This is a genomic window from Nocardioides baculatus, from assembly GCF_016735675.1.
Lineage (GTDB): Bacteria > Actinomycetota > Actinomycetes > Propionibacteriales > Nocardioidaceae > Nocardioides > Nocardioides baculatus.
The window spans coordinates 697,288-720,461 of the sequence record NZ_JAERSG010000001.1 but is presented as its reverse complement, the minus strand read 5'-3'; the positions used below and the strand labels follow the sequence as shown (position 1 = coordinate 720,461).

Here is a 23,174-nt window from a genome sequence, read left to right as displayed (position 1 = left end):
GGAGGGCGATCAGGCCGGCGGGAACTGCTCCGCCACCGCCGTCAGCCTCGAGGTGTAGGCCGGCCAGTCGACGCCGGGCATGTTGGTCGAGCCCGCGAAGAGGCCGGCGGCGCCGTCGATGCCCTCGCGGAGGATGTCGGCGTGGCCGGCGTGCCGGGTGGTGTCGGAGATGACGTGCACGATGATCCGGGCGAGCGAGACGTCGCGGTGGTCCTCGGGCCACCACGGCACGGCGCCGCGGGCGTCGAGCGGGAGGTCGGCGATCGTCGCGTCGCTGAAGGCCGCGACCTCGCGGTAGAAGTCGGCGACGTCGGTCGCCGACACCTCGGCCGGCACCCACCAGTCGGACTGCGGATCCTCGTCGGCCTGCTCGTCGCTGACGAACAGCGGGTGGTCGGGTGCCGGCCACTCGCGGCCGAAGGTCGGTCCGAAGTAGCCGATCTCGACGTTGGCGACGTGGCGCACGATGCCGAGCAGGTTGGTCCCGGTCGGGGTCCGCGGTAGCCGGAGGTCGCGCTCGCCGAGGCCGTCGAGCTTCCAGAGGATCGCCTCGCGGGCGCCGTCGAGGTAGTGCTGCAGCGCGCCCTTGGCGTCGAGGAGGTGGTCGTCCATGCCGCGATCATGCCCGGGCTTCCGGACGGTCCGCGACCGCATTGCGCGGGCGTGCCCGCACCACCCGTACGGTCTCAGGGTGACAGCGCGCGTCGTCTCCATCCACCTCGCGCCGGGCAGCCGGCTGCCGACGAAGTCGGTCGACCAGGTCGAGGCCGAGGCGGGCGCCGGGTTGGTGGGCGACCGCTACCACGGCACGAAGCACCGCCACGTGACCGTGCAGGCGCTCGACGACCTCGCCGTCTCCGCGGAGGTCCTCGGCCGTCCGATCGACCCGGGCCTCACCCGGCGCAACCTGACGATCGACCGCGGACCGATCCCCACGCGCCCGGGCGAGCGGATGCGGATCGGCGAGGTCGAGCTCGAGGTCGTCCGGATCGCCGCGCCCTGCCGGCTGCTCGACGACTGGCTCGGCCCCGGTGCGATGCAGGCGCTGAAGTCACCGCGCGGCGGCACCGTCTTCCGGCTGCTCGGCTCCGGGACGATCCGCGTCGGCGACGAGGTGGTCGTCGACTAGTTCTGGACGAGCCGGAGCAGGACGCCGTCGGCGTCGACCAGGTAACCGATCCGCATCCCCGAGTCCTCGACCGTCGGCGGGTGCAGCCGTGGCCAGCCGAGGTGGGTCTCGGGGAGCCCCGCGGCCACGCCGGCGTCGTACAGCGCATCGAGGTCGTCCACCCGCAGGCAGCAGCCCGCCGAGGTGGTCGCCGGGTCGAGGCCCGGGTCGGGGAAGAACTCCAGCATCAGCGCACCGCGCTCGAGGATGAGCCAGCCCGGACTGGTGTACGTCGTCGTGAAGCCGAGCGCGGCGTAGAACGCGACCGTCGCGTCGAGGTCGCGGGACGGCAGGTTGGGGGTGGCGCGGTCGACCATGCGACCACGCTAGTGCGGTGATCCTGGTGCGGCTGGCGCACCAGGATCACCGCGCTGCTGTCGGAGTCCCCGCCTGAGCGGGGACTCCGACAGGCGAGCAGGCCTCAGGCCTTGACGTCGTACCGGTCGTTGTCCATGACCTTCGCCCACGCGGCGACGAAGTCGTGGACGAACTTCTCCTCGGCACCGTCCTGCGCGTAGACCTCGGCCACGGCCCGCAGCTCGGAGTTGGACGCGAAGACCAGGTCCGCGCGCGAGCCGGTCCAGGCGTTGCCGTTGGTGCTGGCCTCGAAGCGGTCGTTGGAGCCGGCGGGCGCCCAGACCGTGTCGAGGTCGAGCAGGTTGACGAAGAAGTCGTTGGTCAGCTCGCCCACACGCTCGGTCAGCACACCGTCGGTCGACGCAGCGGTGTTGGCACCGAGCACGCGGAGACCGCCGACGAGCACGGTCATCTCGGGCGCGGTGACGTTGAGCAGGTTGGCCTTGTCGACCAGCAGGTACTCCGCCGGCAGCTTGGCGTCGGCCCGCTCGAAGTTGCGGAAGCCGTCGGCCTTGGGCTCGAGCCAGGCGAACGAGTCGACGTCGGTCTGCTCCTGCGTCGCGTCGCCGCGACCCGGGGTGAAGGGCACCTCGACGGTGTGGCCCGCGGCGGCCGCGGCCTGCTCCACACCGACGTTGCCGGCGAGGACGACCGTGTCGGCGAACGTGATGTCGTGGGCGTCGGCGATGCCCTCGAGCACGGTGATCACGCCGGCGAGCTGCTGCGGGTCGTTGACCTCCCAGCTGCGCTGCGGCTCGAGGCGGATGCGACCACCGTTGGCGCCACCGCGCTTGTCGGAGTGGCGGTACGACGACGCGGCCGCCCACGCGGTCGACACCAGCTGGCCGACGGTGAGGCCGGACTCGGCGATCTTCGCCTTGACGGCGGCGATCGTCTCGGCGGACGCGGTGTGCGTCGGCGCCGGGATCGGGTCCTGCCAGATGAGCTCCTCCGACGGGACCTCGGGGCCGACGTAGCGGCTGACCGGACCCATGTCGCGGTGGGTCAGCTTGAACCACGCGCGGGCGAAGGCGTCGGCGAACTCGTCGGGGTTCTCGAGGAAGCGACGCGAGATCTGCTCGTAGGCCGGGTCCATCCGCAGCGCGAGGTCGGTGGTGAGCATCGTGGGCTTGCGCTTCGCGCCGCCCTCGTCGGGCGCCGGGATGATCGCCTCGGAGTCCTTGGCGACCCACTGGGCGGCACCGGCGGGGCTCTTCGAGAGCTCCCACTCGTGCTCGAAGAGGATCTCGAAGAAGCGGTTGCTCCACTGGGTCGGGACGTCGGTCCAGGTGACCTCGAGGCCCGAGGTGATGGCGTCCTTGCCGACGCCCGAGCCGTACTTCGAGAGCCAGCCCATGCCGCCGGTCTCGATGGGTGCCGCCTCCGGCTCCGGACCGACGTACTCCTCGGGGTCGGCCGCGCCGTGGGTCTTGCCGAAGGTGTGGCCGCCGGCGATGAGCGCGACGGTCTCCTCGTCGTTCATCGCCATCCGGCCGAACGTGTCGCGGATGTCGTGAGCCGCGAGGACCGGGTCGGGGTTGCCCTCCGGGCCCTCGGGGTTGACGTAGATGAGACCCATCTGGACCGCGGCGAGCGGGTTGTCGAGCTCGCGGTCGCCGGAGTAGCGCTGCGAGCCGCCCTTGTCACCGCCGAGCCACTCGGTCTCGGGACCCCAGTAGACGTCGTCGTCCGGCTCCCACGCGTCGACGCGTCCGCCGGCGAAGCCGAAGGTCTCGAAGCCCATGTCCTCGAGCGCGACGTTGCCGGTGAGGATCATCAGGTCGGCCCACGAGAGCGCGTTGCCGTACTTCTTCTTCACCGGCCACAGCAGACGGCGGGCCTTGTCGAGGTTGCCGTTGTCGGGCCACGAGTTCAGGGGGGCGAAGCGCTGCTGGCCGGTGCCACCGCCGCCGCGGCCGTCCTGGACGCGGTAGGTGCCGGCGCTGTGCCACGCCATCCGGATCATCAGCGGGCCGTAGTGGCCGAAGTCCGCGGGCCACCACTCCTTGCTGTCGTGCAGGATCGCGGTGATGTCGCTCTTCACGGCGCCGAGGTCGAGCGCCGCGAAGGCGGCGGCGTAGTCGAAGTCCTCACCGAGCGGGTTCAGCACCGGCTGGTTCTTCGCGAGGATCTTGAGGTTGAGGCGCTCGGGCCACCACTCGCTGTTCGCGTCACCCTGGGTGGGGTGCTTCTGGCCCTGGTGCAGGACCGGGCACGACCCGGCCGGGGCGTCCTCGTTCATCTCCCCGACCTCGGCGTTGGCCTGGTTGCTGTCGGAGGTGTCGGTCGCGCGCTCGGAGTCGTTGGGCAGGTCGTCGTTGGCGTTGGACATGGGGAGGGGTCCCTCTCAGTTGGTGGCAGGTTCGGAAGTTGCGGTGGCGCAGGCGGGGCACAGGCCCCAGTAGGTGACCTCGGCCTCGTCGACGACGAAGCCGTGGGTGTCGGAGGCGTCGAGGCAAGGGCGTACGCCGACCGCGCAGTCGACGTCCGCGACCGTGCCGCACGAGCGGCAGACCACGTGGTGGTGGTTGTCGCCGACGCGCAGCTCGTAGCGGGCGACCGAGCCGGCCGGCTGGATCCGGCGGACGAGGCCGGAGTCGCTCAGCACGCCGAGCACGTCGTAGACGGCCTGGTGCGAGACGGTCGGCTCCTCGGTGCGGACCGCCGTGAGGACGCTGCCGGTGTCGGCGTGCGGATGGCGACCGAGGGCCCGCAGGACGGCCAGGCGCGGCCGGGTGACCCGGAGGTCCGCGGCACGCAGCAGCTGCTCGAAGTCAGCCTCGGCGTCCTGTGTCTGGTGGTGGTCCATCGCTCGCCACCCTGCCGTCTTTACTTGAACGAGTCAAGTCTTTCGGCGGGCTCGTCGGGGTAGTCCAGTGAGAATTGGCTGCCGATGGGCGTCCGGGACGACCGACATCCACTGGACTACCCCGGGCGGTCGGACCCTCGGTAGTCCACCGGAAATGGCTGCCCGGTCGGGTTGGTCCACCGGGAAGTGGCTGCCGAGACCGGCCCTGGACGACCAGAACCCGGTGGGCTACCCCGGGCCGGGGACGAGACCTACGTCCGGGGCGGGAGACCGGACCACTCGCGAGCCAGGAGCGCCCAGACCTCGAGGTCCTGGCGCTCCTCCCGCACGGGGAAGACCTCGCGGAGGGTGCCCTCGTGGGTGAACCCCAGCCGCTCGGCCACCCGTCGGCTGGCCAGGTTGCCCGGGGCGCACTTCCACTCGACCCGGTGCAGTCCGCGCTCGACGAACGCCCAGTCGAGCATCGCCGCGACGGCGCGGGTGACGATCCCCCGTCCCCGCGCCGAGGCGGCGAGGAAGACACCTGCCTCCGCGATGCGGGAACGGGCGTTGATGCTCGGGAAGAGGGTGCCGCCGACCAGCTCGTCGCCGACCCAGATGCCGTACAGGCGGCGGTTGCCCTCGCCGCGGCCCCGGGTGAAGCCGTCGATGAAGCCGCGCGCGCCCTCGACGTCCTCGAAGCCCTCCCACGGCAGCCAGTCGTAGAAGTCGGCGCCGTGCGCGCGGAACAGCGCGGCGAGCTGCTCGGCGTGCCAGGGCTCGAGGTCGGTGAGGCGGACGTCGTCGTCGATCTGCAGGCTCAGCACCGCGCCACCCTAGGTCGCGACGTCACCTAGCCGAGGGCGGACAGGCCGGGGCCACTGAGGTCGGCGCGCGCGGCGGAGCGACCCGACACGGCGAGGAGGAGCGAGACGACCGGCCCGGAGACCTCGGGTCCCTCGCCGATCACGACGTCGGCGTCGCTGGCCCGGAGGCGTACGCCGGCGGCGCGCTCGCGACCGCCGGCGATCGACACCTTGGTGCGCACCTGGTGCTCGAGGGCGGGGACCACGGCGGCCGCCGGGTAGTCGTGTGCGATCCCGAGCGGACGGCGTACGTCCTCGCCGTGCACGACCTCCTCGACCAGTCGCACGACGAGCGGGACGAACGGCGGGGCGTCGGTGTTGCCGGCGACCTCGCGCAACCGGCGGAGGGTGTAGGCGGGGCCGTCGCCGAGCTCGCGAGCGGCGTCGGCCTGGTTCATCCGGTCGAAGTCGAAGCGCGCGCGGGCCATCGCCACGACCAGCCCGGCGACGGAGATGTGCCCCGCGTTGCCGACGAGGTGGGCGGCGACGTCGTGGACGGTCCAGCCCGCGCAGAGCGACGACGTACGCCACTGCTCGTCGGACAGACCGGACAGATCGTCGACCAGGGCGCGGCGCTCGGCGTGGACGAGCGGCCAGACGTCCGTCATCCGGCGAGCCCCGCGGCGTCCTGGAGCCAGGCCCACGCCCGCGTGCGTACGTCGGCGGACGGGCGCGTCGACGGCAGCAGGCTGGAGGGCCGCTCGATGCGGTCGTGCCAGAACCTCCCCGTCGGCGGGGCCGGGTCGACGGCCGCGAGCCAGACGCTGGTGTCCGCGCCCTGCGCGTCGTCGCGCAGCACCGGCCGCGTGATCGCCCGGAACCGCGGCAGCGACTCCTGCACGCCGGGGGTGTCGGCCCAGCCGGGGTGCATCACCGCCACCGTGATGCCGTCGGCACCCCAGCGCTCACCGAGCAGCGGCGCCATCTCGACCTGCCAGCGCTTGGACCGCGCGTAGGAGGTGGCGGGCGCGTAGTCGCCCTTGCGGTAGTCCGGGTCGTCGGCGCGCAACGGCTGGCCGTACATCCCGCCGCTGCTCACCAGCACCACCCGACCGCCGGCCAGCGGTCCGCGCAGTGCCTCGGTCATCACGACGGGACCGAGGAGGTGCACGGCCATGCTGAGCTCGTGGCCCTGCGGCGACTCGGCCCGCTCGGGCGGCATCGCGCCGGCGTTGTGCACGATCGCGTGAAGGCTCGGGACCTCGGCGGCGAAGTCGGCCGCGAACCGGCGTACGTCGTCGAGGTCGCCCACGTCGCAGCGCCAGAGCCGCAGCTCGGCACCGGGACGTCGTGCGCGGATCTCGTCGCGGACCCGGGCACCCTTGGCCTCGTCGCGCACCAGCATGTGCACGACCGCGCCGAGGTCGGCGAGCCCCTCGACCGTGGCGATCCCGAGCCCGGAGCTGGCGCCCGTGACGAGGACGTGCCGCCCCTCGAGCGAGCGCGGCAGCGGGTCGGCCGGCCAGCCGGGCAGCGCCTTGCGCACCGCGAGGCCGATCGTCGTGTAGCCGAGGACCAGCGAGCGGTCCATCACGGTGTCGACCGCGCGGGCCAGGAGCGGGCGGGTCATCCGCGGCTCAGCTCGCGTCGAGCCGGGCCAGCTCGTCGGCGGTCAGCTCGAGGTCCGCGGCGGCCGCGGAGTCGGTGATCGACGAGGGTCGCTTCGCGCCGGGGATCGGGATGACGACGGGCGACTGCGCGAGCTCCCACGCGAGGGCGACCTGCTGCGCGCTGACGCCCCGGTCGGCCGCGATCTCGGCGAAGGCGGGGTGCTTGTCCGCGAGCTCCTTGGCGTTGGACAGCCCGCCGAGGGGGCTCCACGGGAGGAACGCCAGGCCGAGCTCGTCGCACACGTCGATCTCCGGCTTCGAGCTGCGGAAGGCCGGCGAGAACTGGTTCTGCACGCTCACGAGCGCGTCACCGAGCACGGCGTGCGCGTCGCGGATCTGCTGGGGGTCGGCGTTGGAGAGGCCGATGTGGGCGACCTTGCCGCTGTCGGCGATCTCCTTGAGCGTCCCGATCACGTCGTCGTAGGGCACCTTCGGGTCCGGGCGGTGGTGCTGCCACAGGAAGAGCTGCTGGACGCCGAGGCGCTCCAGGCTGGCGTCGACGGCCTCGTGGAGGTGGGCGGCCGAGCTGTCGACCTCCCAGTTGCCGCCGTCGGTGCGCACGTGGCCGCCCTTGGTCGCGAGCAGCACCCGGTCGCGCACGCCGAGCTCGTCGAGGATCGAGGCGATCAGGCGCTCGTTCTCGCCCTGCGCGCCCGCGCCCTTCTCGTCGCCCGGGCCGTAGGCGTCGGCGGAGTCGAAGAGCGTCACGCCGGCATCGAGGGCGGCGGTGACGGTGTCGAGGAGCTGCTGGCGCGGCTGCGTGCCGGTCTGGTCGAAGGTCATGAGGCCGAGCCCGATGGCGCCGACCTGCTGGTTTCCGAGGGTGCGAGTCTGCATGCCTTCGACCCTACGGGCCGCATGTTCAGGCGTTCAGCCCCCGAAGGGCGAGGACGTCCTCGGGACTTCCGAGGTCGGGCGTGGCGATGAAGACCGTGTCCACGCCGAGCCCCGCGAGGCGTGCCCACCGGTCGCGGTGGCCGGCGACGGTCGCGGCGTGCGTCCGGGCGGCGTACGTCGCCGCCGGCGTCCGGCCGCGGTGCCGCTCGACCCGCGCCCAGACGTCGTCGCGGTCGCTGCCGACGACCGGGAGGTCGAGGACGGTGACCGCGACCTCCTCGCGCGCTCGGCCGACGTCGTCGCAGTGCGCGTGCAGCACGCCGATCAGCCGCTCGAGCTCGGCCTCGTCGGTGGTGCGGAGGTTGCAGGCGTCGCCGTGCGCGGCCGCGATCCGCAGCGTGCGGCGCTCGCCCGACCCGCCCACGACCACCGGGATCGGCCCGGCCGGGCGGGGATAGCTCGTCGTCTCCGGCAGCACGACTCCGTGGTCGTCGTAGGCCTTGGTGCCGCTCGCCCACAGCGCCTTCATCGTCACGATGGCCCGCTCGAGGTCGTCGAGGCGGTCGCGGGCGGGAGGGAACGTGAGGCCGTAGGCCGCGTGCTCGCGCTCCCACCACCCGGCGCCGATGCCGACGAACGCGCGCCCGCCGGTCAGCGCCGACAGCGTGGCGGCGGCCTTGGCGGTGATGCCGGCAGGCCGGAACGTGACCGGCGTGCAGAGGGTGCCGAGCTCGAGCCCGGTGCCGAGCCCGGCGATCGCACCGAGCGTCACCCACGGCTCGGGGATCGGGTCCCACGCCCGGCCGACCTGGGGCACCTGGATGAGATGGTCCATCAGCGCCAGACCGGCGAAGCCCGCCTCGTCGGCCGCTCGCGCGATCCCGGTCAGCCAGTCCAGCGGGTCCTCGCCCCACGGGAACCGCGACACCTGGAGGACCGACCGCAGGCCGAGGCTCGAGGTGCGGTCCGGCGTCGACCTCACCTCGGCGGGCGCGGGCGCCTCCGGCGCGTGCTCGGCGCGCACCGGGACGACGAGGTCCCACCCCTCGGCCTCGAGCAGCGGACGTACGTCGCGCACCGACCGCAGCTGCCCGGCGAGCACGGGTGCCGGGACCGGCCGGTCGCGAGCTGCGTTGCGCCGCCGGCACTCGACGTCCGGGGTGTCCATCAGGACGGCGACCGCGGGGAGCCCGGCGGCGCGGGCCGCGTCACGCCAGGCCCGCCGCTTCGCCGGATCGAGCCCGAGGGTGTCGACGACCGTGGTCAGGCCGCGCCCGAGCCGCGCCGCCACGACGGTCTCCAGCACGGCGAACGCGTCACCCGAGGCGTCGAGGTCGTGCGGCCCGCCGCCGACGATGCCGCGCAGCTCGTCGGACGAGACGACCTCCGCGGCGCGGTAGTGCGCCGCGGCCCAGGTCGACTTCCCCGACCCCGAGGCGCCGACCAGCACCACGAGGGCCGGGTCGGGGAGCTGCACGCCGTCAGTCTGGCGCACCCGGCACGGCCGTTGCGCGGAGCGGACCGGCGGGTCACGATGAGCCCATGCTCAGTGACGCACCGGCCTTCAGCGGCTTCTCGGTGGACGACATCACCGTCGCCCGCGAGTTCTACCGCGGCACGCTCGGCCTCGTCGCGCTCGACCGCGAGGGCGCGATGCTCGACCTCGAGCTCGCCGGCGGCCACCGGGTGCTCGTCTACGAGAAGCCCGGTCACCAGCCGGCGACCTTCACCGTCCTCAACTTCTCGGTCGAGGACGTGCCGGGGACGGTCGCCCGGCTGACCGAGCGCGGGGTCCGCTTCGAGAGGTACGAGGGGACGCCGGCCCAGACCGACGAGGACGGCGTGTTCCGCGGCGGGGGTCCGCTGATCGCGTGGTTCACCGACCCCGCCGGCAACGTCCTCAGCGTCGTCGAGGCCTGACCCGGCTCACGCCGTGGCCCCCTGCCAGATGAGCAGGACGCCGAAGACGACGAACGCGGCCGTGGCGGCGTACCGCACCGCCTTCTCGGGGAGCTGGCGGCCGATCAGGATGCCGGCGCCGATCGCAAGGGCGTCGGCGGCGACCATGCCGATCGTCGAGCCGATCCACGTGCCGAACCAGCCCTCGTGGGTGGCGAGGGTGATGGTGGCGAGCATCGTCTTGTCGCCGAGCTCGGCGAGGAAGAACGCGATGCCGACGGCGAGGATCGCCGCGCCCTGGCTGGTGCGGGCCTTGTCGGCCTCCTCGTCGGTGAGCTCGTCGCCGCGCAGGGTCCAGGCGGCGAACAACAGGAAGGCGACACCGGCGGCGATGTTGATCGCGGGCTGGTAGTCGCCGAACGCCTCTCCGATGGCGGCGCCGATGCCGACGGAGGCGAGGTGCACCACCGCGGTGGCGATGGTGATGCCGATGATCACGTCACGGGCGCGGTAGCGGGTGGCGAACGTCATCGCCATGAGCTGCGACTTGTCGCCGAGCTCGGCGACGAAGATGACGACGGTGCTGATGAGCAGTGCGTCCCACATGAGGTTTCCTTCCGGCCCAGCCGGAGGACGACCCGTGGGAGAGGGACGCGCCTTCGACCAGGCACGTCCGTTGAACAGGGTCGTGTATCTGGTCGAAAGTCTCGTCCGCCACCGCGCGGGTGGCCCGGTGTGCCGGACCCGAGGGTCAGCGTGTCGACACACCTGTTGGGGACTACTCCCTTTCGTCCACCACCCTAGGGGGACGACGGCCGCAGGCACGACCCGGTCCGCGCGTGACCTCTCCCACGTCAGCCGGCGTTGACGCGGAACTTCTCCAGCAGCTCGAAGGCCGAGGACGCGTGCGGGGCGAGGTCGTGGCCCACCGAGTCGCGCGCGAAGGCGCCGAAGTCCTGGAGCTGGGCGACCTCGCGGGCCGAGACGTTGCGGAACCCCATCGACCAGGTGGCGAACGCCCGCTCGCCGACCTCTCGCCGCTCGACCACGTGGACGTCACCGTGGCGCGGGTCGGCGCGGATCGCGTCGAAGACGTCGTCGACGGCGTACGACGTCCCCTCGAGGGTCTGGATCACGTTGCCGCCGCTGTAGAGCAGGAGCCCGGTGACGCCGAGGCGCTCGTTCTTCGGGCGGATCTGCTCGATGAGCTCGACGAGCTCGACCACCGACAGCAGCCGCGTCGCGGCGCTGGTGTAGGTGAGGCTGGTCAGGGGCAGGGCGTCAGTCAAGGTCGATCGTCCCGACCCAGCGCTCACCCGCGTCGCCGCCCCAGGCGTCCCAGGCCACCCGGCCGGGCGACGGGAACCCGTCACCACCCTGGCGGAACCCGGCGGCGTCCTTGTCGACCGTGTGCCGGGCGAAGTAGGCCTGCATCTTCTCCACGACGTCGTCGCTGACCTCGTCGCCCGAGGCCAGCTGCGACGCCCGCCGTCGGCCGGTGTCGGTGAAGCCCTTGCCGGCCTTGCCGTCCTCGATCCAGCGCTGGGCACGCTGGGCTGCTTCCTGCACGTCCTTCGGCGGCTGGTGCGCCACGCCTCTTCCTCCTGTGCTCGTCAGTCCCCTCGACGCTAGGTCGACCTGACGACCGTCGCCTCACCCCTGTGACGGGGTTGGCGGGTGGCACGGGTCACGGCGCGCGGACGGCGATCCGCAGGGTCCGGGCAGTGGACAGCGTCGTGGCGTCGCCGGCGTACGACACCCGGACCGAGGGCCCGCCCCGGGTTGCGAAGGCGCGGAGGGTGACCACCGCCCTGCCGTTGCGGAGCCGCGCGGCGTACGTCTTGCCCGCGGCGCGGACGGTGACCGTGCCCGTCGGGGTCGAACCGGCGGAGCGGACGGTGACGACCACCTTCGCCCTGGTCTTCCTCGCCACGACGCGTCCCGGCCTGACCTTCACCTTCAGGTTCGGCCTCGCCTTCGTGACCGCGGGCGGGGTGGTGGACGTGGGCAGCGGAGCGGGAGCGGGGGTCGGCTCCGGCGTCGGGGTGGGCGCCGGCGTCGGGGTCGGCGCGGGCGGTGCCGCGGTCACCGCGATGGACCGGGTCACGGTCGTGCCGGTCGTGCTGCCGACCATCCGCACGATCGCGGTGCCGGCGGCGAGGTCGGCCGGGATGGTCGCGCGGACCGCCACCGTGCCGTCCTCGTCGAAGGCGTTGTCCGTGCGCGTGCGGTCGACCGGGAAGCTGCCCGCCGGGCGACCGGCGATGGTCACGTCGACGGTGGTGTCCTGCGGGTCGGTGGCGGCCGAGTAGGACCACGAGCTCAGGTCGACGGCGTACGTCGTCCCGGCGACGTACGACGACGGGGCACCGCCGGGCACGGTGACGCCGACCGCGCGCTGGGACTGCGGCAGGGCGAGCGGTCCGACGGTCGAGGAGTCGCCGAGGTAGGCCGCGAGGGCGGACAGGGTCGTCGCCGAGCGCACCTGCGGCACGAGGCCGGTGGTGAAGCCGCGGAAGTTGTCGCCGCCGGCGGCGAGGGACTGGCTGACGGTGACCGAGTAGGTGCCGGCGGGGTTGAGGGGTGCGCCGTCGAGCCAGGTGCCGGTGATCCGGTCGCCCTGGGGGCGGCTGGCGTCATGGGTCCACGTGAAACCGTCGGACGCACCGAGCCGGACGAAGGCGGGGGTGGCCGCCTCGCCGCCGGACGTGGTCTGCCACTGCTGCTCGAGGACGGTCGTGATCTGCGCGCCGGTGAGCCGCATGTTCACGAGCGGCTCGGCGTCGACGACGGCCGCGGCCTGCGCGTAGGTGACGGTGGAGCCCGTGGGGACGAGGTCGGTCTTCAGCGCGCTCGGGGTGGCGAAGGAGATCCGGGCGGTGCCACCGCTCGCACCACGGGTGGCCCAGCGCTGGGCGTCGGCGACGAGGTTGCCGAGCGTCGACTCGCCGCCCGGGTTCGCGGTGGTGCCGTCGGCCTTCGTCGCGCGCCTCGCGGGCCCGGCGACCGGGCCGAGGTCGACGCCGGGCTGCACCTGGATGTCGCGGAAGTCGACCTGCGCAGCCTCGCTCCGGTTCTCCAGGCCGATGTAGCCGCCCAACGGGACCGCGCGGTCCACGGCGTTGACGACGCGTCCGTTGAGCAGGACGCGGATGCGGGCGGGCGTCACCTGGACGGCGTACCGGTTCCACTGGTTGACCGGCCTCACCGCTGCTGCGAGGGCGGCGGCGTCGGCGGTCTGGGTGAAGGCGCCGTCCGCCGAGGTGACGGTCGCGGTGTCCGAGGCGCCGATCATCACCCGGTAGCCGGTCGTCGGGTTGGCGGTGTTGTTGGTGCTCGATCCGACGTACACGCTCGACGCGTCGTCGGCGTCGCGCCTCAACCAGTCGAGGAGGAGCGTGTAGGGACCGGCCTGCTGGCTGGTGGTCGTCTGGGTCCAGGTGCTGCCGGGGCCGCGGAAGCCGCGGATGGTGCAGTCGGTCTGGTGACCGAAGCCGCCACCGCCGGCCTTGCGCCACTGGTCGAAGCTCGCGAAGGTGCCGTCGAACAGGCGCGCCGCACCGACCGGCGCCGGGGTCGCGACGCACGTGTCGGGCTCGAGCCCGCCGACCTGGATCGCGTCGAAGTTGAGCCGGCACATCTCGGTCGGCAGGTTGCGGGTGCAGTTGACCGCGATGGTGTTGGCACCTTGGGCGAGGGTGACGTCGGCCCGCGCGAACGCCCACGTCTCCCAGCTGCCGGTCAGCGGATAGCTGACGACCTGGCGCGAGCCGTTGGTCGTCAGGCCCATCGACCGCGTGACGTTCTCCTCCGGGGTGAGCGGCCCGGCGGCGTACCTGATCCAGACGGGGTACGTCCCCGCCTCGGGCGCGGTCACCGTCATCGTCGACGTCATGCCGGTCTCGCGGAAGGTGTACGACCCGCTGCCGGAGAAGTTGCCGTGGTCGCCGGAGTTGAGCGCCGGGCCGCCGGAGATCGCGCCGTCCTCGACCTCGACCCAGGCGATCCGGGTGTCACCGACCGCGGCGGTGGCGGGCGGCGTCGCGACGACCGCGAGTGCGCCGACCACGAGCGGCAGGAGGGCGACGGTCGACAGGCGACGCAGGCGGCTGGACTGGGGCACGACGGGCTCCTCCGAAGACGATTCGGGTGGGGCTCGGTGTGCGGACTCGAGCGGGACGCGGCTGTGACGCGTGCCACAACCGGTGCCGACCGTACGCCCTTCAGTTCACGTTGTCGAACACAGTTCTGCCCACCGATACGGCCGACAGAATCCTGTCGCTCCTCGCGGGCATGCGGCGCATACTCGGAGGTGCTGGGGAAGGGAGGGTCCCGATGGCGGTCGTCGACGACGTCCTGCCGCTCGGCGAGACGCTGGAGCGGTCGTACGTCGCGCACGTCGCGGGCCGCCTGAAGTTCCGGGTCGGGTCGATCGTCTACGTCGCCTTCTCCCTCGACGAGACCGTGATGGGCTTCGCGTTCCCCAAGGAGGAGCGCGTCGCGCTCGTCGAGAGCGACCCCCGCTTCCAGCTGCCCCGCGAGTCGGACCTGCGCTTCCACTGGGTGCACGCCACCCTCGCCGAGCTCGAACCCGACGAGGCCCGCGAGCTCGTCGTCGACGCCTGGCGGATGGTCGTGCCGCAGAAGGTCTCGCGGGCCTACGACCTCGCCCACCCGGTCGGACCGGGCTGACCTGTCCGAACGTCAGCCCTGGGCCATGTCCACGAAGCGGGAGTAGTGGCCCTGGAAGGCGACGGTGAGGTCGCGGGTGGGGCCGTTGCGGTGCTTGGCCACGATCAGGTCGGCCTCGCCGGGGCGGGTCGACTCCTTCTCGTAGACGTCGTCGCGGTGGAGCAGGATCACCATGTCGGCGTCCTGCTCGAGGGAGCCGGACTCACGCAGGTCGCTCATCATCGGGCGCTTGTCGCCGCGCTGCTCGGGACCACGGTTGAGCTGGGAGAGCGCGATGATCGGCAGCTCGAGCTCCTTGGCGAGGAGCTTGATGTTGCGGGAGAACTCCGAGACCTCGAGCTGGCGGGACTCGACCTTCTTGCCCGAGCTCATCAGCTGCATGTAGTCGATGACGATCAGCTTGAGGTCGTGGCGCTGCTTGAGGCGACGGGCCTTGGCCCGGATCTCCATCATCGTCATGTTGGGGCTGTCGTCGATGAACATCGGCGCCCCGGAGACCTGGCCCATCTTGCGCGCGAGCTTCTCCCAGTCGTCGTCACGCATCGTGCCGTTGCGGATGTGGTTGAGCGGCACCTTCGCCTCGGCGGAGAGCAGGCGCATCATGATCTCCGAGCGCGTCATCTCGAGGCTGAAGAAGCAGCTGGTGAGGTTGTTGTGGATCGACGCGGCACGGCAGAAGTCGAGGGCGAGCGTCGACTTGCCCATGGCGGGGCGGGCCGCGACGATGATCATCTGGCCGGAGTGGAGGCCGTTGGTGAGGTCGTCGAGGTCGGCGAAGCCGGTGGGCACGCCGTAGAGGCCGGCCTCGCGGTTGCCGATCATCTCGATCTCGTCGAGGACGCCGCTCATGATGTCGCTCAGCGGTGCGTAGTCGACGCTCGCGCGGCGGTCGGTGACCTTGTAGACCTCGGCCTGGGCGTTGTCGACGACGTCGTCGATCTCGCCCTCGCCGGCATAGCCCAGCGCGGCGATCCGGGTGCCGGCCTCGACCAGGCGTCGCAGGATCGCCTTGTCGCGCACGATCTCGGCGTAGTAGCCGGCGTTGGCCGCGATCGGCACGTTGGCCGAGAGGGTGTGGAGGTAGGGGGCGCCACCGATGCGCTGGAGCTCGCCGCGCTTGACCAGCTCGGCCGCGACGGTGATCGGGTCGGCCGGCTCGCCGCGGCCGTAGAGGTCGATGATCGCGTCGTGGATGATCTCGTGGGCCGGACGGTAGTAGTCGACACCCTTGATCACGTCGACCACGTCGGCGATCGCGTCCTTGGAGAGCAGCATCGAGCCGAGCACGCTCTGCTCCGCGGCGTTGTCCTGCGGAGGCGTCCGGTCGCCGGCCGAACGGCGCGACTCGCCGGGCTCGTAGGCCGCGGGCCCGTCGCCCCACGCCTCGTCGGTGTCCCCCTGGAACCCACCCTGGAAGGTGACGCTCACCGATGCTCCCTTCGCCGCGCTGCCCACGGTCCGACGCTAGGGACGACCACCGACACTGATGTGCTGTCATGGCGCCGACGGATCCCGAGCGTGGCCCTTGCCGCGGGCGAACGTACGCGCTCGCGAGCCCCATGGACAGCCGGTTCTCCACAGGGCTTGTGGACAACCTGCGCACTCGCGTGGACGACACGCGGGAGCCCGTGGACGCACCGTGGAGTGAGCTGTGGAGAACTTGCGGGATCGACCGCGGGAACGCATCTGACCTGCGGAAACGTTCTGCACACCCTGTGGACGGAGAATAGTTCGCTCCGGGGGTCGTTCACCTGTCCGACATCTGGATGTTGCCTGTTGCTTTGTCGACATCGGGCTCGGACAGGTGTGACGGGGCGCTCATCCACACGACGATGCACAGGTAGTCCGAAAGGACTATGTACGCCGCACGGACCCGTCCACTAGTGGGGCCTGCCACGCTGGGGAGGACGGGGGGTTCCTAGGGTTGGACGCGTGAAGGCCGTCGACCGCGAGATCCTGCGACTCGCGGTGCCCGCCTTCCTCGCCCTCGTCGCCGAGCCGCTGTTCCTGCTCTCGGACGCCGCCATCGTCGGTCACCTCGGCACCCCGCAGCTCGCGGGCCTGGGCATCGCCGCGGTGATCCTCCAGACCGTCGTCGGGCTCTGCGTCTTTCTCGCGTACGGCACCACGGCGAGCGTCGCGCGCCACCTCGGGGCGGGCGACCTCCGCGCGGCGCTCGCCCAGGGCGTCGACGGCATCTGGCTGGCCGTGATCATCGGCGCGATCGCGACCGTCGGCGGGATCCTGGGCACGCCCGCGCTCGTGGGCGCCTTCGGCACCGGCACGGAGGTCGCCGGTCACGCCGAGACCTACCTGGCCATCGCCTTCCTCGGCACCACCCCGCTGCTGATCATGCTCGCGGCGACCGGCGTGCTCCGCGGCCTGCAGGACACGCGTACGCCGCTGCTGGTCGCCGTGGTCGGCAACGGCCTCAACATCGCGCTCAACCTGCTCCTCGTCTACGGCCTCGACCTCGGCATCGCCGGCTCGGCGATCGGCTCGGTCATCGCGCAGGTCGTCTCCGCGGCCTGGCTGGTCGCGGTCGTGGTCCGCGCCTCCCGCGAGCACGACGCCCCGTTGACCCCCGACCTCGCCGGCATCCGCGCCGCGGCGCACGCCGCGGTCGCCCTGGTCATCCGCACGCTCGCGCTGCGTGCCTGCCTGCTCGTCGGGACGTACGCCGTCACCCGGGTCGGCTCCGGCGGCGACGACGTCACCGTCGCCACCCACCAGGTCGCGATCACCCTGTGGTCCTTCCTCGCCTTCGCCCTCGACGCGATCGCGATCGCCGCGCAGGCGCTCACCGGTCGCTCGCTCGGCAGCGGTGACGTCGAGACCACGCGTCGGCTGACGAGGCGGATGATCCAGTGGGGGTGGTGCAGCGGGCTCGTCGCCGGGCTCGCCCTGGCGGCGGTGTCCCCCGTCGTCGGCGCGCTCTTCACCAGCGACCCGGCCGTGCAGGACCTGCTCGTGCCGGTGCTCCTCGTGGCCGCGGTCGGGCAGCCGCTCGCCGGCGTCGTCTTCGTGCTCGACGGCGTGCTCATCGGCGCCGGCGACGGGGCGTTCCTCGCCTGGGCCGGCCTCGTCGTGCTGGCGGCGTACGCCCCGGCCGCGCTCTGGGCGGCCACCCTCCCCCACGGGCTGGTGATGGTGTGGGTGGCGATGACCGTCGTCTTCATGGGCGCGCGCGGGGTGCTGCTCACGTGGCGGGCGCGCGGCGACGCATGGATGGTGACCGGGGCGACCGTCACCCGCTGAGCCCTAGGCTGGCGGACGTGAACGGCGTACGCACCTGGCTCGTGGCGGCCGTGCTGGGCCTCGCGCTCACCGGCTGCGGCGAGGACGCGGCACCCGCCCCGACCGACGAGACCGCCGAGGAGAGCCCCGTGGACGAGCCGACGACCAGCGAGACCGCGCCCGTCCCCGGCGCGGACTCACCCGTGGTGGTCGCCGCGATCGACGACCTCGCCTCGAGGCTCGGCGTCGAGGCCGAGGCGGTGGAGGTGCTCGACGTCCAGGAGGTGACCTGGAGCGACGGCAGCAAGGGCTGCGCGAAGAAGGGGATGAGCTACACGATGTCGATGGTCGACGGCTCGCGGATCACGCTGCAGGTGGACGACACGACCTACGAGTACCACTCCGGCGGCTCCGGCCCGCCGTTCCTCTGCGAGCGCCCCACCCAGTAGCGCGGCGCACTTCGGGGTGGAGAGACGACGAACGGCCCGCCGCCTCCGAGGAGACAGCGGGCCGTGCGTCGTGGTGCGGGTGTCGCGTGGACCGATCAGGCGGGGACGACGTTGAGGGCCACCGTGGCGGACACCTCGTCGTGCAGCTTGACCGACACCGAGTGCGAGCCGAGCGTCTTGATCGGGTTGACCACGACGATCGTGCGACGGTCGACCTTCTCGCCCGAGACCTCGGCGATCGCGTCGGCGATCTCCGAGGTGGTGACGGCGCCGAACAGGCGACCGCCCTCGCCGGCACGGACCTTGACCATGACCGGGCTCGCCTCGAGCTTGGTCTTGATCTCGGTGGCGTGGTCCTCGTCGCGCGCCGCACGGGCGGTGCGGGCGGTCTTGATGGACTCGATGGTCTTCTCGCCGCCGCGGCTCCACTTGATGCCGAGGCCACGGGGGACGAGGTAGTTGCGGCCGTAGCCGTCCTTGACCTCGACCACGTCGCCGGGGGCGCCGAGGCCGTCGACCTCCTGCGTCAGGATGAGCTTCATGTCTCGTGCTCCTCTCAGCGACCGGTGGACGTGTAGGGCAGCAGAGCCAGCTCGCGCGCGTTCTTGACGGCGATGGCCACGTCGCGCTGGTGCTGGACGCAGTTGCCGGTCACGCGACGGGCGCGGATCTTGCCACGGTCGGAGATGAACTTGCGGAGGAGCGTGGTGTCCTTGTAGTCGACACCGGTCGCCTTCTCCTTGCAGAACTGGCAAACCTTCTTCTTGGGCTTGCGCAGAATTGCCTTGGCCATTGTGGTGCTCCCTTTCAGTGAGCCCGGCCCTGAGGCAATCAGGGACGGAATGGTGGTGTGTTGTTCAGATGATCCGGATCAGGATCAGAAGGGCGGCTCGTCGTTGCCGCCGTTGACCCCGGGCGTGGCCCACGGGTCGTTGGGCGGTGCGGACGGGGCGCCCGCCTGGCCACCCTGGCTCGGGGACTGACCGCCCCAGCCGCCCTGGTTGCCGCCACCCTGAGAGGGAGCCGGGCTGGCCCACGGGTCGTCGCCGGTCGCGGACTGACCGCCACCGCCGCCGCCCGAGTAGCCGCTGCCACCGGAGTAGCCGCCACCGCCGCCGGACCGCTGCGTCTTGGTGACCTTGGCCGATGCGGAGCGCAGCGACGGGCCGACCTCCTCGACGTCGATCTCGAAGACGGTGCGCTTCTCACCCTCGCGGGTCTCGTACTGCCTGGACTTGAGGCGACCCTGGACGATCACGCGCATGCCCCGCTGGAGGGACTCGGCAACGTTCTCCGCGGCCTGTCGCCACACCGCGCAGGAGAGGAACAGCGTGTCGCCGTCCTTCCACTCGTTGGTCTGGCGGTCGAAGGTGCGCGGCGTCGACGCGATCCGGAAGTTGGCCACGGGTGCCCCCGAGGGGGTGAACCGCAGCTCCGGGTCGTCGACGAGGTTGCCGATGACGGTGATCGTGGTCTCGCCTGCCATGCCAGGTCTCCTCAGAATGTGGTGCTGATCCGGGGTGCTCCCGGTGATGCGCCCATCAAACAGGCACTCACCGACAGCCGGAAGGGTCTATCCACAGATGCCGGTGAGGGCGATCAGTGAGCGTCGGGACGCATGACCTTCGTGCGCAGGATCGACTCGTTCAGCGTGAGCTGGCGGTCGAACTCCTTGACCGTCGCGGGCTCGGCCGTCAGGTTGACGACGGCGTAGATGCCCTCGGCGTTCTTCTTGATCTCGTACGCCATCCGGCGACGACCCCACACGTCGACGGACTCGACCGAGCCGCCGTCCTTGCGGATCACGTTGAGGTACTTGTCGAGCGACGGCTCGATGGTGCGCTCGTCGAGACTCGGGTCGAGGATGACCATCACTTCATAGGCACGCATAGCGGTCTCCACCTCCTCTGGGCTAGAGCGGCCACGGGCTTTCCGTGGCAGGAGGGACTGTGCGTTCACGGCGTACGACGTGGGTCGTGGTGCCGCGTTGGTGCTGTCGCCCGAAGGCAACCGGGGAAGACTACCAGCGGCTCCGGGGCCTGCTGGAATCGTCGTACGCCGCCTGTGGAGGACCGCTGCGCCGGGTCCGGGGATCGGGCTAGCGTCGCGGGGTGGTCGCTCCCGTCCGGTCCCGGCCCGCCGTGGTCGCGGGGCGCTACGTCCTGCTCGACCAGGTCGGGTCGGGTGGCATGGGGTCGGTGTGGCGGGCGTGGGACGAGCGGACCCGGCGCCACGTCGCCCTCAAGGTCCTGGGCCAGCACAGCTCGGCCCTGCTCGCCCGGTTCGTGCGCGAGCAGGCGGTGCGGATCCGGCACCCGCACGTCGTCGCACCGCACGGCTGGGCCGCCGAGGACGACCTGGTGGTGCTGGCGATGGAGCTGGTGCCGGGCGGCTCGGTCGCCGACCTGCTGCGCGAGCACGGCTCGCTCGACGCCGGCACCGTCGGGCTGATGTGCGAGCAGCTCCTCCTGGGCCTGTCGGCGGTGCACGGCGCCGGCCTCGTGCACCGCGACGTCAAGCCGGCCAACCTGCTGCTCGAGGCGACCGGCGACGGTCCCCCGCACCTGCGGCTCGGCGACTTCGGCGTCGCCGCCCCGATCGCGGACCGCCGCTTCACCACGGTCCCGGGCGCGATCGGCACCGACGGCTACATGGCCCCCGAGCAGGCGCGGGGTGCGCCGCCCGAGCCGACCCAGGACCTGTACGCCGTCGGCCGCGTCGTGCTCGAGATGGTCACCGGGCTGCCGCCGGCCCGGCAGGGCACCATTCCCTCGCACCCGCTCCGGCCCCTGGTGGAGCGGCTGCTGGTCGCCGACCCCGAGCAGCGGCTCGCCACGGCCGACGCGGCGCTGCGGCTGCTCCGCCGGCTGCCGGTGCCCGACGCCGCTGGTCCACCGGTGCCCGACCGGCTCGGCCCGCCGCCGCGCGGACGTCGTACGCCCGGGGGCGAGGTCGACTGGCCGGCGTGGGCGGCCGTCGCCGGGCTGGTCGCCGTCGTCGCCGGCTGTCTGTGCGTCCTCCTAGGCTGGAGCCCATGACGACCCTCGCCATCGGAGCCCACGTCGAGCAGACCGACCCCGTCGCCGAGGCGATCGCCCGCGACACGACGCTGGTCCAGTTCTTCCTGGGCGACCCGCAGGGATACAAGGGGCCGGAGGTCCGCTACGAGGGTGGCGCCGCCGCCCTGCGCGCGGCCGCGGAGGAGGCGGGCGTCGACCTCTACGTCCACGCCCCCTACATCGTCAACGTCGCGACGACCAACAACCGGATCCGCATCCCGAGCCGCAAGCTGCTCCAGCAGCACATGGACGCCGCCGCCGAGATCGGCGCCAAGGGACTGATCGTGCACGGCGGCCACGTCAACAAGGACGACGACCCGGGCGTCGGCTTCGACAACTGGCGCAAGGCGATCGAGGCGACCGACCTCAAGATCCCGCTGCTGATCGAGAACACCGCCGGCGGCGACAACGCCATGGCCCGCCACCTCGACCGGATCGCCGGCGTCTGGGACGCCGTCTCCTCGGCCGAGGGCGCCGACGACGTCGGCTTCTGCCTCGACACCTGCCACGCCTGGGCCGGCGGGATCGAGCTGGGCGACGCGGTCGAGAAGGTGCGTGGCATCACCGGCCGCATCGACCTGGTCCACGCCAACGACTCGCGCGACGACTTCGACTCCGGCGCTGACCGCCACGCCAACTTCGGCAACGGCCACCTGCCGGCCGACGAGTTCGCGGCCGTCGTGCGGGAGGCCGGGGCACCGGTCATCTGCGAGACGCCCGGTGGCGCGGCCGAGCACGTCGCCGACTTCGCCTGGCTGCGCGAGCGCCTCTAGCGCCACACCGTCCGACCGGGCTCAGGCAGTCCTCCCCGGCACCCGTCCACCGAGCGGACCCCGGGTGGGCCATGCGCGGATGGCCCGGACGGAAGGATCTTGACGCTGCCTTGAGCGCAGGCAGGTGACACTCTTCGAAAAAATGTGCTCATCCGGCGCAACCGTTCCGGACGAACCGGCGTCTGTAGTCACAAGGGACCAGACACGTACGGGGGTCGTGTCTGGTCCCTTGTAACGTCTTCCCGGTGACGACCTCCCTCTCGCTGCGCCCGATCACCGCGCCGCAGCATCGTGACTTCATCGCCGGTCGGTCGTCCGCGAGCTTCCTCCAGACGCCCGCCTGGGCCGCGGTGAAGGCGGAGTGGAAGGCCGAGTCGATCGGCTGGTTCCGCGGCTCCGACCTGGTCGGTGTCGGCCTGGTGCTCTACCGCCAGCTGCCCCGGGTCAAGCGCTACCTCGCCTACCTCCCCGAGGGCCCGGTCATCGACTGGGACGACGACGACCTCGAGTCCTGGCTCGCCCCGATGGTGTCCCACCTCAAGCGCCAAGGCGCCTTCGCGGTCCGGATGGGCCCGCCCGTCGTGACCCGTCGCTGGTCGGCCGAGCAGGTCAAGGCGGGCGTCGCCGACGAGGCCGTACGCCGTCTCGGCGACGTACCTCCCCTGGAGCGCTCGCAGGAGGGTGCCTGCGTCATCGCGCAGCTGCACGAGCTCGGCTGGCAGCAGCAGTCGGCGGAGGGCGGCTTCTCCGCCGGCCAGCCGCAGTTCAACTTCCAGGTCCCGCTGGTCGACGAGGACGGCTCGCCCCGCAGCGAGGACGACGTCCTCAAGGGGATGAACCAGCTCTGGCGGCGCAACATCAAGAAGGCCGACAAGTCCGGCGTCGAGGTGACGCTCGGCGAGCGGGCCGACCTCAAGGCCTTCCACGACCTCTACGTCCACACCGCCGAGCGTGACCACTTCACGCCGCGCCCGCTGGCGTACTTCCAGACGATGTACGACGCGCTGCTCGCCGAGGACCCCGACCGGATCCAGGTCTGGCTGGCCCGCCACGAGGGCGACCTCGTTGCCGCGACGATCGCGATCCGCGTCGGCACCCACGCGTGGTACTCCTACGGCGCCTCGTCGACCGAGAAGCGCGAGGTCCGCGGCTCCAACGCCGTGCAGTGGGCGATGATCCGCCACGCGCTCGGGGCCGGCGCCCGGGTCTACGACCTCCGCGGCATCACCGAGACCCTCGACGCCGACGACCCGCACGTCGGGCTGATCCAGTTCAAGGTCGGCACCGGCGGACAGGCCGTGGAGTACGCCGGCGAGTGGGACCTGCCGGTCAACCGCGCCGTCTACAAGGCGTTCCAGCTCTACCTGGCGCGGCGGGGATGACATGAGCGAGCGCAGCGAGCGAGTCATCGAGCACCGTGTCCCTCGTGCCTCGTGCGC

General features: G+C 72.1%; 26 protein-coding genes. 8 read left to right on the top strand and 18 right to left on the bottom strand.

Translation table 11 applies throughout. The annotated features are described in order from the left end of the window. Positions 1–9: 9 nt before the first annotated feature. Positions 10–612, bottom strand: coding sequence for a DinB family protein (locus tag JI751_RS03510; protein WP_201933414.1), 603 nt, complete (start codon positions 610–612; stop codon positions 10–12). Between the two features lie 79 nt (positions 613–691). Here JI751_RS03510 and JI751_RS03505 point away from each other — a divergent pair, with 79 nt between their 5' ends. Continuing rightward, positions 692–1,129, top strand: a complete 438-nt coding sequence (locus JI751_RS03505) for an MOSC domain-containing protein (RefSeq protein WP_201933413.1) — start codon at positions 692–694, stop codon at positions 1,127–1,129. On the opposite strand, the gene JI751_RS03500 is transcribed toward JI751_RS03505, so the two are convergent. The 8 genes from JI751_RS03500 to JI751_RS03465 all read right to left on the bottom strand — a co-directional run bounded on the left by JI751_RS03500 (position 1,126) and on the right by JI751_RS03465 (position 9,103). Next, positions 1,126–1,485, bottom strand: a complete 360-nt coding sequence (locus JI751_RS03500) for a bleomycin resistance protein (RefSeq protein ID WP_201933412.1) — start codon at positions 1,483–1,485, stop codon at positions 1,126–1,128. The two genes, JI751_RS03505 and JI751_RS03500, sit on opposite strands and share 4 nt — an antisense overlap. A gap of 104 nt (positions 1,486–1,589) precedes the next feature. Next, the gene (gene katG / locus JI751_RS03495) at positions 1,590–3,857 is read right to left on the bottom strand and encodes a catalase/peroxidase HPI (RefSeq protein ID WP_443678515.1); all 2,268 of its coding nucleotides are present in this window, start codon (positions 3,855–3,857) and stop codon (positions 1,590–1,592) included. Positions 3,858–3,872: 15 nt separating this feature from the next. Further along, positions 3,873–4,334, bottom strand: a complete 462-nt coding sequence (locus JI751_RS03490; RefSeq protein ID WP_201933411.1) for a Fur family transcriptional regulator — start codon at positions 4,332–4,334, stop codon at positions 3,873–3,875. A gap of 251 nt (positions 4,335–4,585) precedes the next feature. Next, positions 4,586–5,140, bottom strand: coding sequence for a GNAT family N-acetyltransferase (locus JI751_RS03485; protein WP_201933410.1), 555 nt, complete (start codon positions 5,138–5,140; stop codon positions 4,586–4,588). 26 nt (positions 5,141–5,166) lie between these two features. Further along, positions 5,167–5,787 (bottom strand): maleylpyruvate isomerase family mycothiol-dependent enzyme, encoded by a 621-nt coding sequence (locus tag JI751_RS03480; protein WP_201933409.1) that lies wholly within the window; start codon positions 5,785–5,787, stop codon positions 5,167–5,169. Further along, entirely contained in the window at positions 5,784–6,749 is a 966-nt protein-coding gene (locus JI751_RS03475) for an SDR family NAD(P)-dependent oxidoreductase (protein WP_201933407.1), read from the bottom strand. The genes JI751_RS03480 and JI751_RS03475 overlap by 4 nt, the downstream gene beginning before the upstream one ends. Positions 6,750–6,756: 7 nt before the next feature. After that, a complete protein-coding gene (locus JI751_RS03470; RefSeq protein ID WP_201933395.1) occupies positions 6,757–7,626 on the bottom strand; it encodes an aldo/keto reductase in 870 nt (289 codons plus the stop codon). Positions 7,627–7,651: 25 nt separating this feature from the next. After that, positions 7,652–9,103, bottom strand: a complete 1,452-nt coding sequence (locus JI751_RS03465; RefSeq protein ID WP_307813770.1) for an LLM class flavin-dependent oxidoreductase — start codon at positions 9,101–9,103, stop codon at positions 7,652–7,654. Between the two features lie 65 nt (positions 9,104–9,168). Between JI751_RS03465 and JI751_RS03460 the strand changes: the two genes are divergently transcribed. Further along, positions 9,169–9,546, top strand: a complete 378-nt coding sequence (locus tag JI751_RS03460) for a VOC family protein (protein WP_201933391.1) — start codon at positions 9,169–9,171, stop codon at positions 9,544–9,546. A gap of 6 nt (positions 9,547–9,552) precedes the next feature. Here JI751_RS03460 and JI751_RS03455 read toward each other — a convergent pair whose 3' ends face one another. The 4 genes from JI751_RS03455 to JI751_RS03440 form a co-directional block, all read right to left on the bottom strand. After that, positions 9,553–10,131 carry a TMEM165/GDT1 family protein gene (locus JI751_RS03455; RefSeq protein WP_201933388.1) on the bottom strand — a complete coding sequence of 193 codons (579 nt, stop codon included), beginning with the start codon at positions 10,129–10,131 and terminating at the stop codon, positions 9,553–9,555. A gap of 248 nt (positions 10,132–10,379) precedes the next feature. Next, positions 10,380–10,814 (bottom strand): BLUF domain-containing protein, encoded by a 435-nt coding sequence (locus tag JI751_RS03450; RefSeq protein ID WP_201933386.1) that lies wholly within the window; start codon positions 10,812–10,814, stop codon positions 10,380–10,382. Continuing rightward, entirely contained in the window at positions 10,807–11,118 is a 312-nt protein-coding gene (locus JI751_RS03445; protein ID WP_201933384.1) for a hypothetical protein, read from the bottom strand. The genes JI751_RS03450 and JI751_RS03445 overlap by 8 nt, the downstream gene beginning before the upstream one ends. A 94-nt stretch (positions 11,119–11,212) precedes the next feature. Further along, the gene (locus tag JI751_RS03440; RefSeq protein WP_201933382.1) at positions 11,213–13,648 is read right to left on the bottom strand and encodes a 5'-nucleotidase C-terminal domain-containing protein; all 2,436 of its coding nucleotides are present in this window, start codon (positions 13,646–13,648) and stop codon (positions 11,213–11,215) included. A 212-nt stretch (positions 13,649–13,860) separates the two neighbouring features. On the opposite strand from JI751_RS03440, the gene JI751_RS03435 reads away from it, so the two are divergent. Continuing rightward, a complete protein-coding gene (locus tag JI751_RS03435) occupies positions 13,861–14,217 on the top strand; it encodes an MmcQ/YjbR family DNA-binding protein (RefSeq protein ID WP_201933380.1) in 357 nt (118 codons plus the stop codon). Between the two features lie 12 nt (positions 14,218–14,229). Here the strand turns inward: JI751_RS03435 and dnaB are convergent, their stop codons facing one another. After that, positions 14,230–15,645 carry a replicative DNA helicase gene (gene dnaB / locus JI751_RS03430; RefSeq protein ID WP_201933378.1) on the bottom strand — a complete coding sequence of 472 codons (1,416 nt, stop codon included), beginning with the start codon at positions 15,643–15,645 and terminating at the stop codon, positions 14,230–14,232. 504 nt (positions 15,646–16,149) lie between these two features. On the opposite strand from dnaB, the gene JI751_RS03425 reads away from it, so the two are divergent. Beyond that, on the top strand, positions 16,150–17,475 hold the full coding sequence (locus JI751_RS03425) for an MATE family efflux transporter (protein ID WP_201933376.1): 1,326 nt from the start codon (positions 16,150–16,152) through the stop codon (positions 17,473–17,475). A 17-nt stretch (positions 17,476–17,492) separates the two neighbouring features. Then, on the top strand, positions 17,493–17,903 hold the full coding sequence (locus JI751_RS03420) for a DUF8738 domain-containing protein (RefSeq protein WP_201933375.1): 411 nt from the start codon (positions 17,493–17,495) through the stop codon (positions 17,901–17,903). Positions 17,904–17,998: 95 nt separating this feature from the next. Here JI751_RS03420 and rplI read toward each other — a convergent pair whose 3' ends face one another. The 4 genes from rplI to rpsF form a co-directional block, all read right to left on the bottom strand. Continuing rightward, positions 17,999–18,445: a 50S ribosomal protein L9 gene (gene rplI, locus JI751_RS03415; RefSeq protein ID WP_201933374.1), complete on the bottom strand. Its 447-nt coding sequence runs from the start codon at positions 18,443–18,445 to the stop codon at positions 17,999–18,001. A 14-nt stretch (positions 18,446–18,459) separates the two neighbouring features. Beyond that, positions 18,460–18,696 (bottom strand): 30S ribosomal protein S18, encoded by a 237-nt coding sequence (rpsR, locus tag JI751_RS03410; RefSeq protein WP_056603689.1) that lies wholly within the window; start codon positions 18,694–18,696, stop codon positions 18,460–18,462. 84 nt (positions 18,697–18,780) lie between these two features. Next, complete coding sequence (locus JI751_RS03405) at positions 18,781–19,389, bottom strand: single-stranded DNA-binding protein (protein ID WP_201933371.1); 609 nt, start codon at positions 19,387–19,389, stop codon at positions 18,781–18,783. A gap of 113 nt (positions 19,390–19,502) precedes the next feature. Then, on the bottom strand, positions 19,503–19,793 hold the full coding sequence (gene rpsF, locus JI751_RS03400; RefSeq protein ID WP_129426827.1) for a 30S ribosomal protein S6: 291 nt from the start codon (positions 19,791–19,793) through the stop codon (positions 19,503–19,505). Between the two features lie 221 nt (positions 19,794–20,014). Here rpsF and JI751_RS03395 point away from each other — a divergent pair, with 221 nt between their 5' ends. The 3 genes from JI751_RS03395 (at position 20,015) to JI751_RS03385 (ending at position 23,117) form a co-directional block, all read left to right on the top strand. Then, positions 20,015–20,941, top strand: a complete 927-nt coding sequence (locus JI751_RS03395; protein ID WP_201933369.1) for a protein kinase domain-containing protein — start codon at positions 20,015–20,017, stop codon at positions 20,939–20,941. Beyond that, positions 20,938–21,735, top strand: coding sequence for a deoxyribonuclease IV (locus JI751_RS03390; RefSeq protein ID WP_201933367.1), 798 nt, complete (start codon positions 20,938–20,940; stop codon positions 21,733–21,735). The genes JI751_RS03395 and JI751_RS03390 overlap by 4 nt, the downstream gene beginning before the upstream one ends. 245 nt (positions 21,736–21,980) lie before the next feature. Next, the gene (locus tag JI751_RS03385; RefSeq protein WP_307813766.1) at positions 21,981–23,117 is read left to right on the top strand and encodes a lipid II:glycine glycyltransferase FemX; all 1,137 of its coding nucleotides are present in this window, start codon (positions 21,981–21,983) and stop codon (positions 23,115–23,117) included. The last annotated feature ends 57 nt before the right edge of the window (positions 23,118–23,174 follow it).

What these genes read in the sequence shown, in the direction of transcription:
- JI751_RS03510 (WP_201933414.1), bottom strand. Translation starts at nt 612, where the DNA reads ATGGACGACCACCTCCTCGACGCCAAGGGCGCGCTGCAGCACTACCTC.
- JI751_RS03455 (WP_201933388.1), bottom strand. Translation starts at nt 10,131, where the DNA reads ATGTGGGACGCACTGCTCATCAGCACCGTCGTCATCTTCGTCGCCGAG.
- JI751_RS03470 (WP_201933395.1), bottom strand. Translation starts at nt 7,626, where the DNA reads ATGCAGACTCGCACCCTCGGAAACCAGCAGGTCGGCGCCATCGGGCTC.
- JI751_RS03490 (WP_201933411.1), bottom strand. Translation starts at nt 4,334, where the DNA reads ATGGACCACCACCAGACACAGGACGCCGAGGCTGACTTCGAGCAGCTG.
- katG (WP_443678515.1), bottom strand. Translation starts at nt 3,857, where the DNA reads ATGTCCAACGCCAACGACGACCTGCCCAACGACTCCGAGCGCGCGACC.
- JI751_RS03435 (WP_201933380.1), top strand. Translation starts at nt 13,861, where the DNA reads ATGGCGGTCGTCGACGACGTCCTGCCGCTCGGCGAGACGCTGGAGCGG.
- rpsF (WP_129426827.1), bottom strand. Translation starts at nt 19,793, where the DNA reads ATGCGTGCCTATGAAGTGATGGTCATCCTCGACCCGAGTCTCGACGAG.
- JI751_RS03390 (WP_201933367.1), top strand. Translation starts at nt 20,938, where the DNA reads ATGACGACCCTCGCCATCGGAGCCCACGTCGAGCAGACCGACCCCGTC.
- rplI (WP_201933374.1), bottom strand. Translation starts at nt 18,445, where the DNA reads ATGAAGCTCATCCTGACGCAGGAGGTCGACGGCCTCGGCGCCCCCGGC.
- JI751_RS03460 (WP_201933391.1), top strand. Translation starts at nt 9,169, where the DNA reads ATGCTCAGTGACGCACCGGCCTTCAGCGGCTTCTCGGTGGACGACATC.
- JI751_RS03480 (WP_201933409.1), bottom strand. Translation starts at nt 5,787, where the DNA reads ATGACGGACGTCTGGCCGCTCGTCCACGCCGAGCGCCGCGCCCTGGTC.
- JI751_RS03475 (WP_201933407.1), bottom strand. Translation starts at nt 6,749, where the DNA reads ATGACCCGCCCGCTCCTGGCCCGCGCGGTCGACACCGTGATGGACCGC.
- rpsR (WP_056603689.1), bottom strand. Translation starts at nt 18,696, where the DNA reads ATGGCCAAGGCAATTCTGCGCAAGCCCAAGAAGAAGGTTTGCCAGTTC.
- JI751_RS03405 (WP_201933371.1), bottom strand. Translation starts at nt 19,389, where the DNA reads ATGGCAGGCGAGACCACGATCACCGTCATCGGCAACCTCGTCGACGAC.
- JI751_RS03500 (WP_201933412.1), bottom strand. Translation starts at nt 1,485, where the DNA reads ATGGTCGACCGCGCCACCCCCAACCTGCCGTCCCGCGACCTCGACGCG.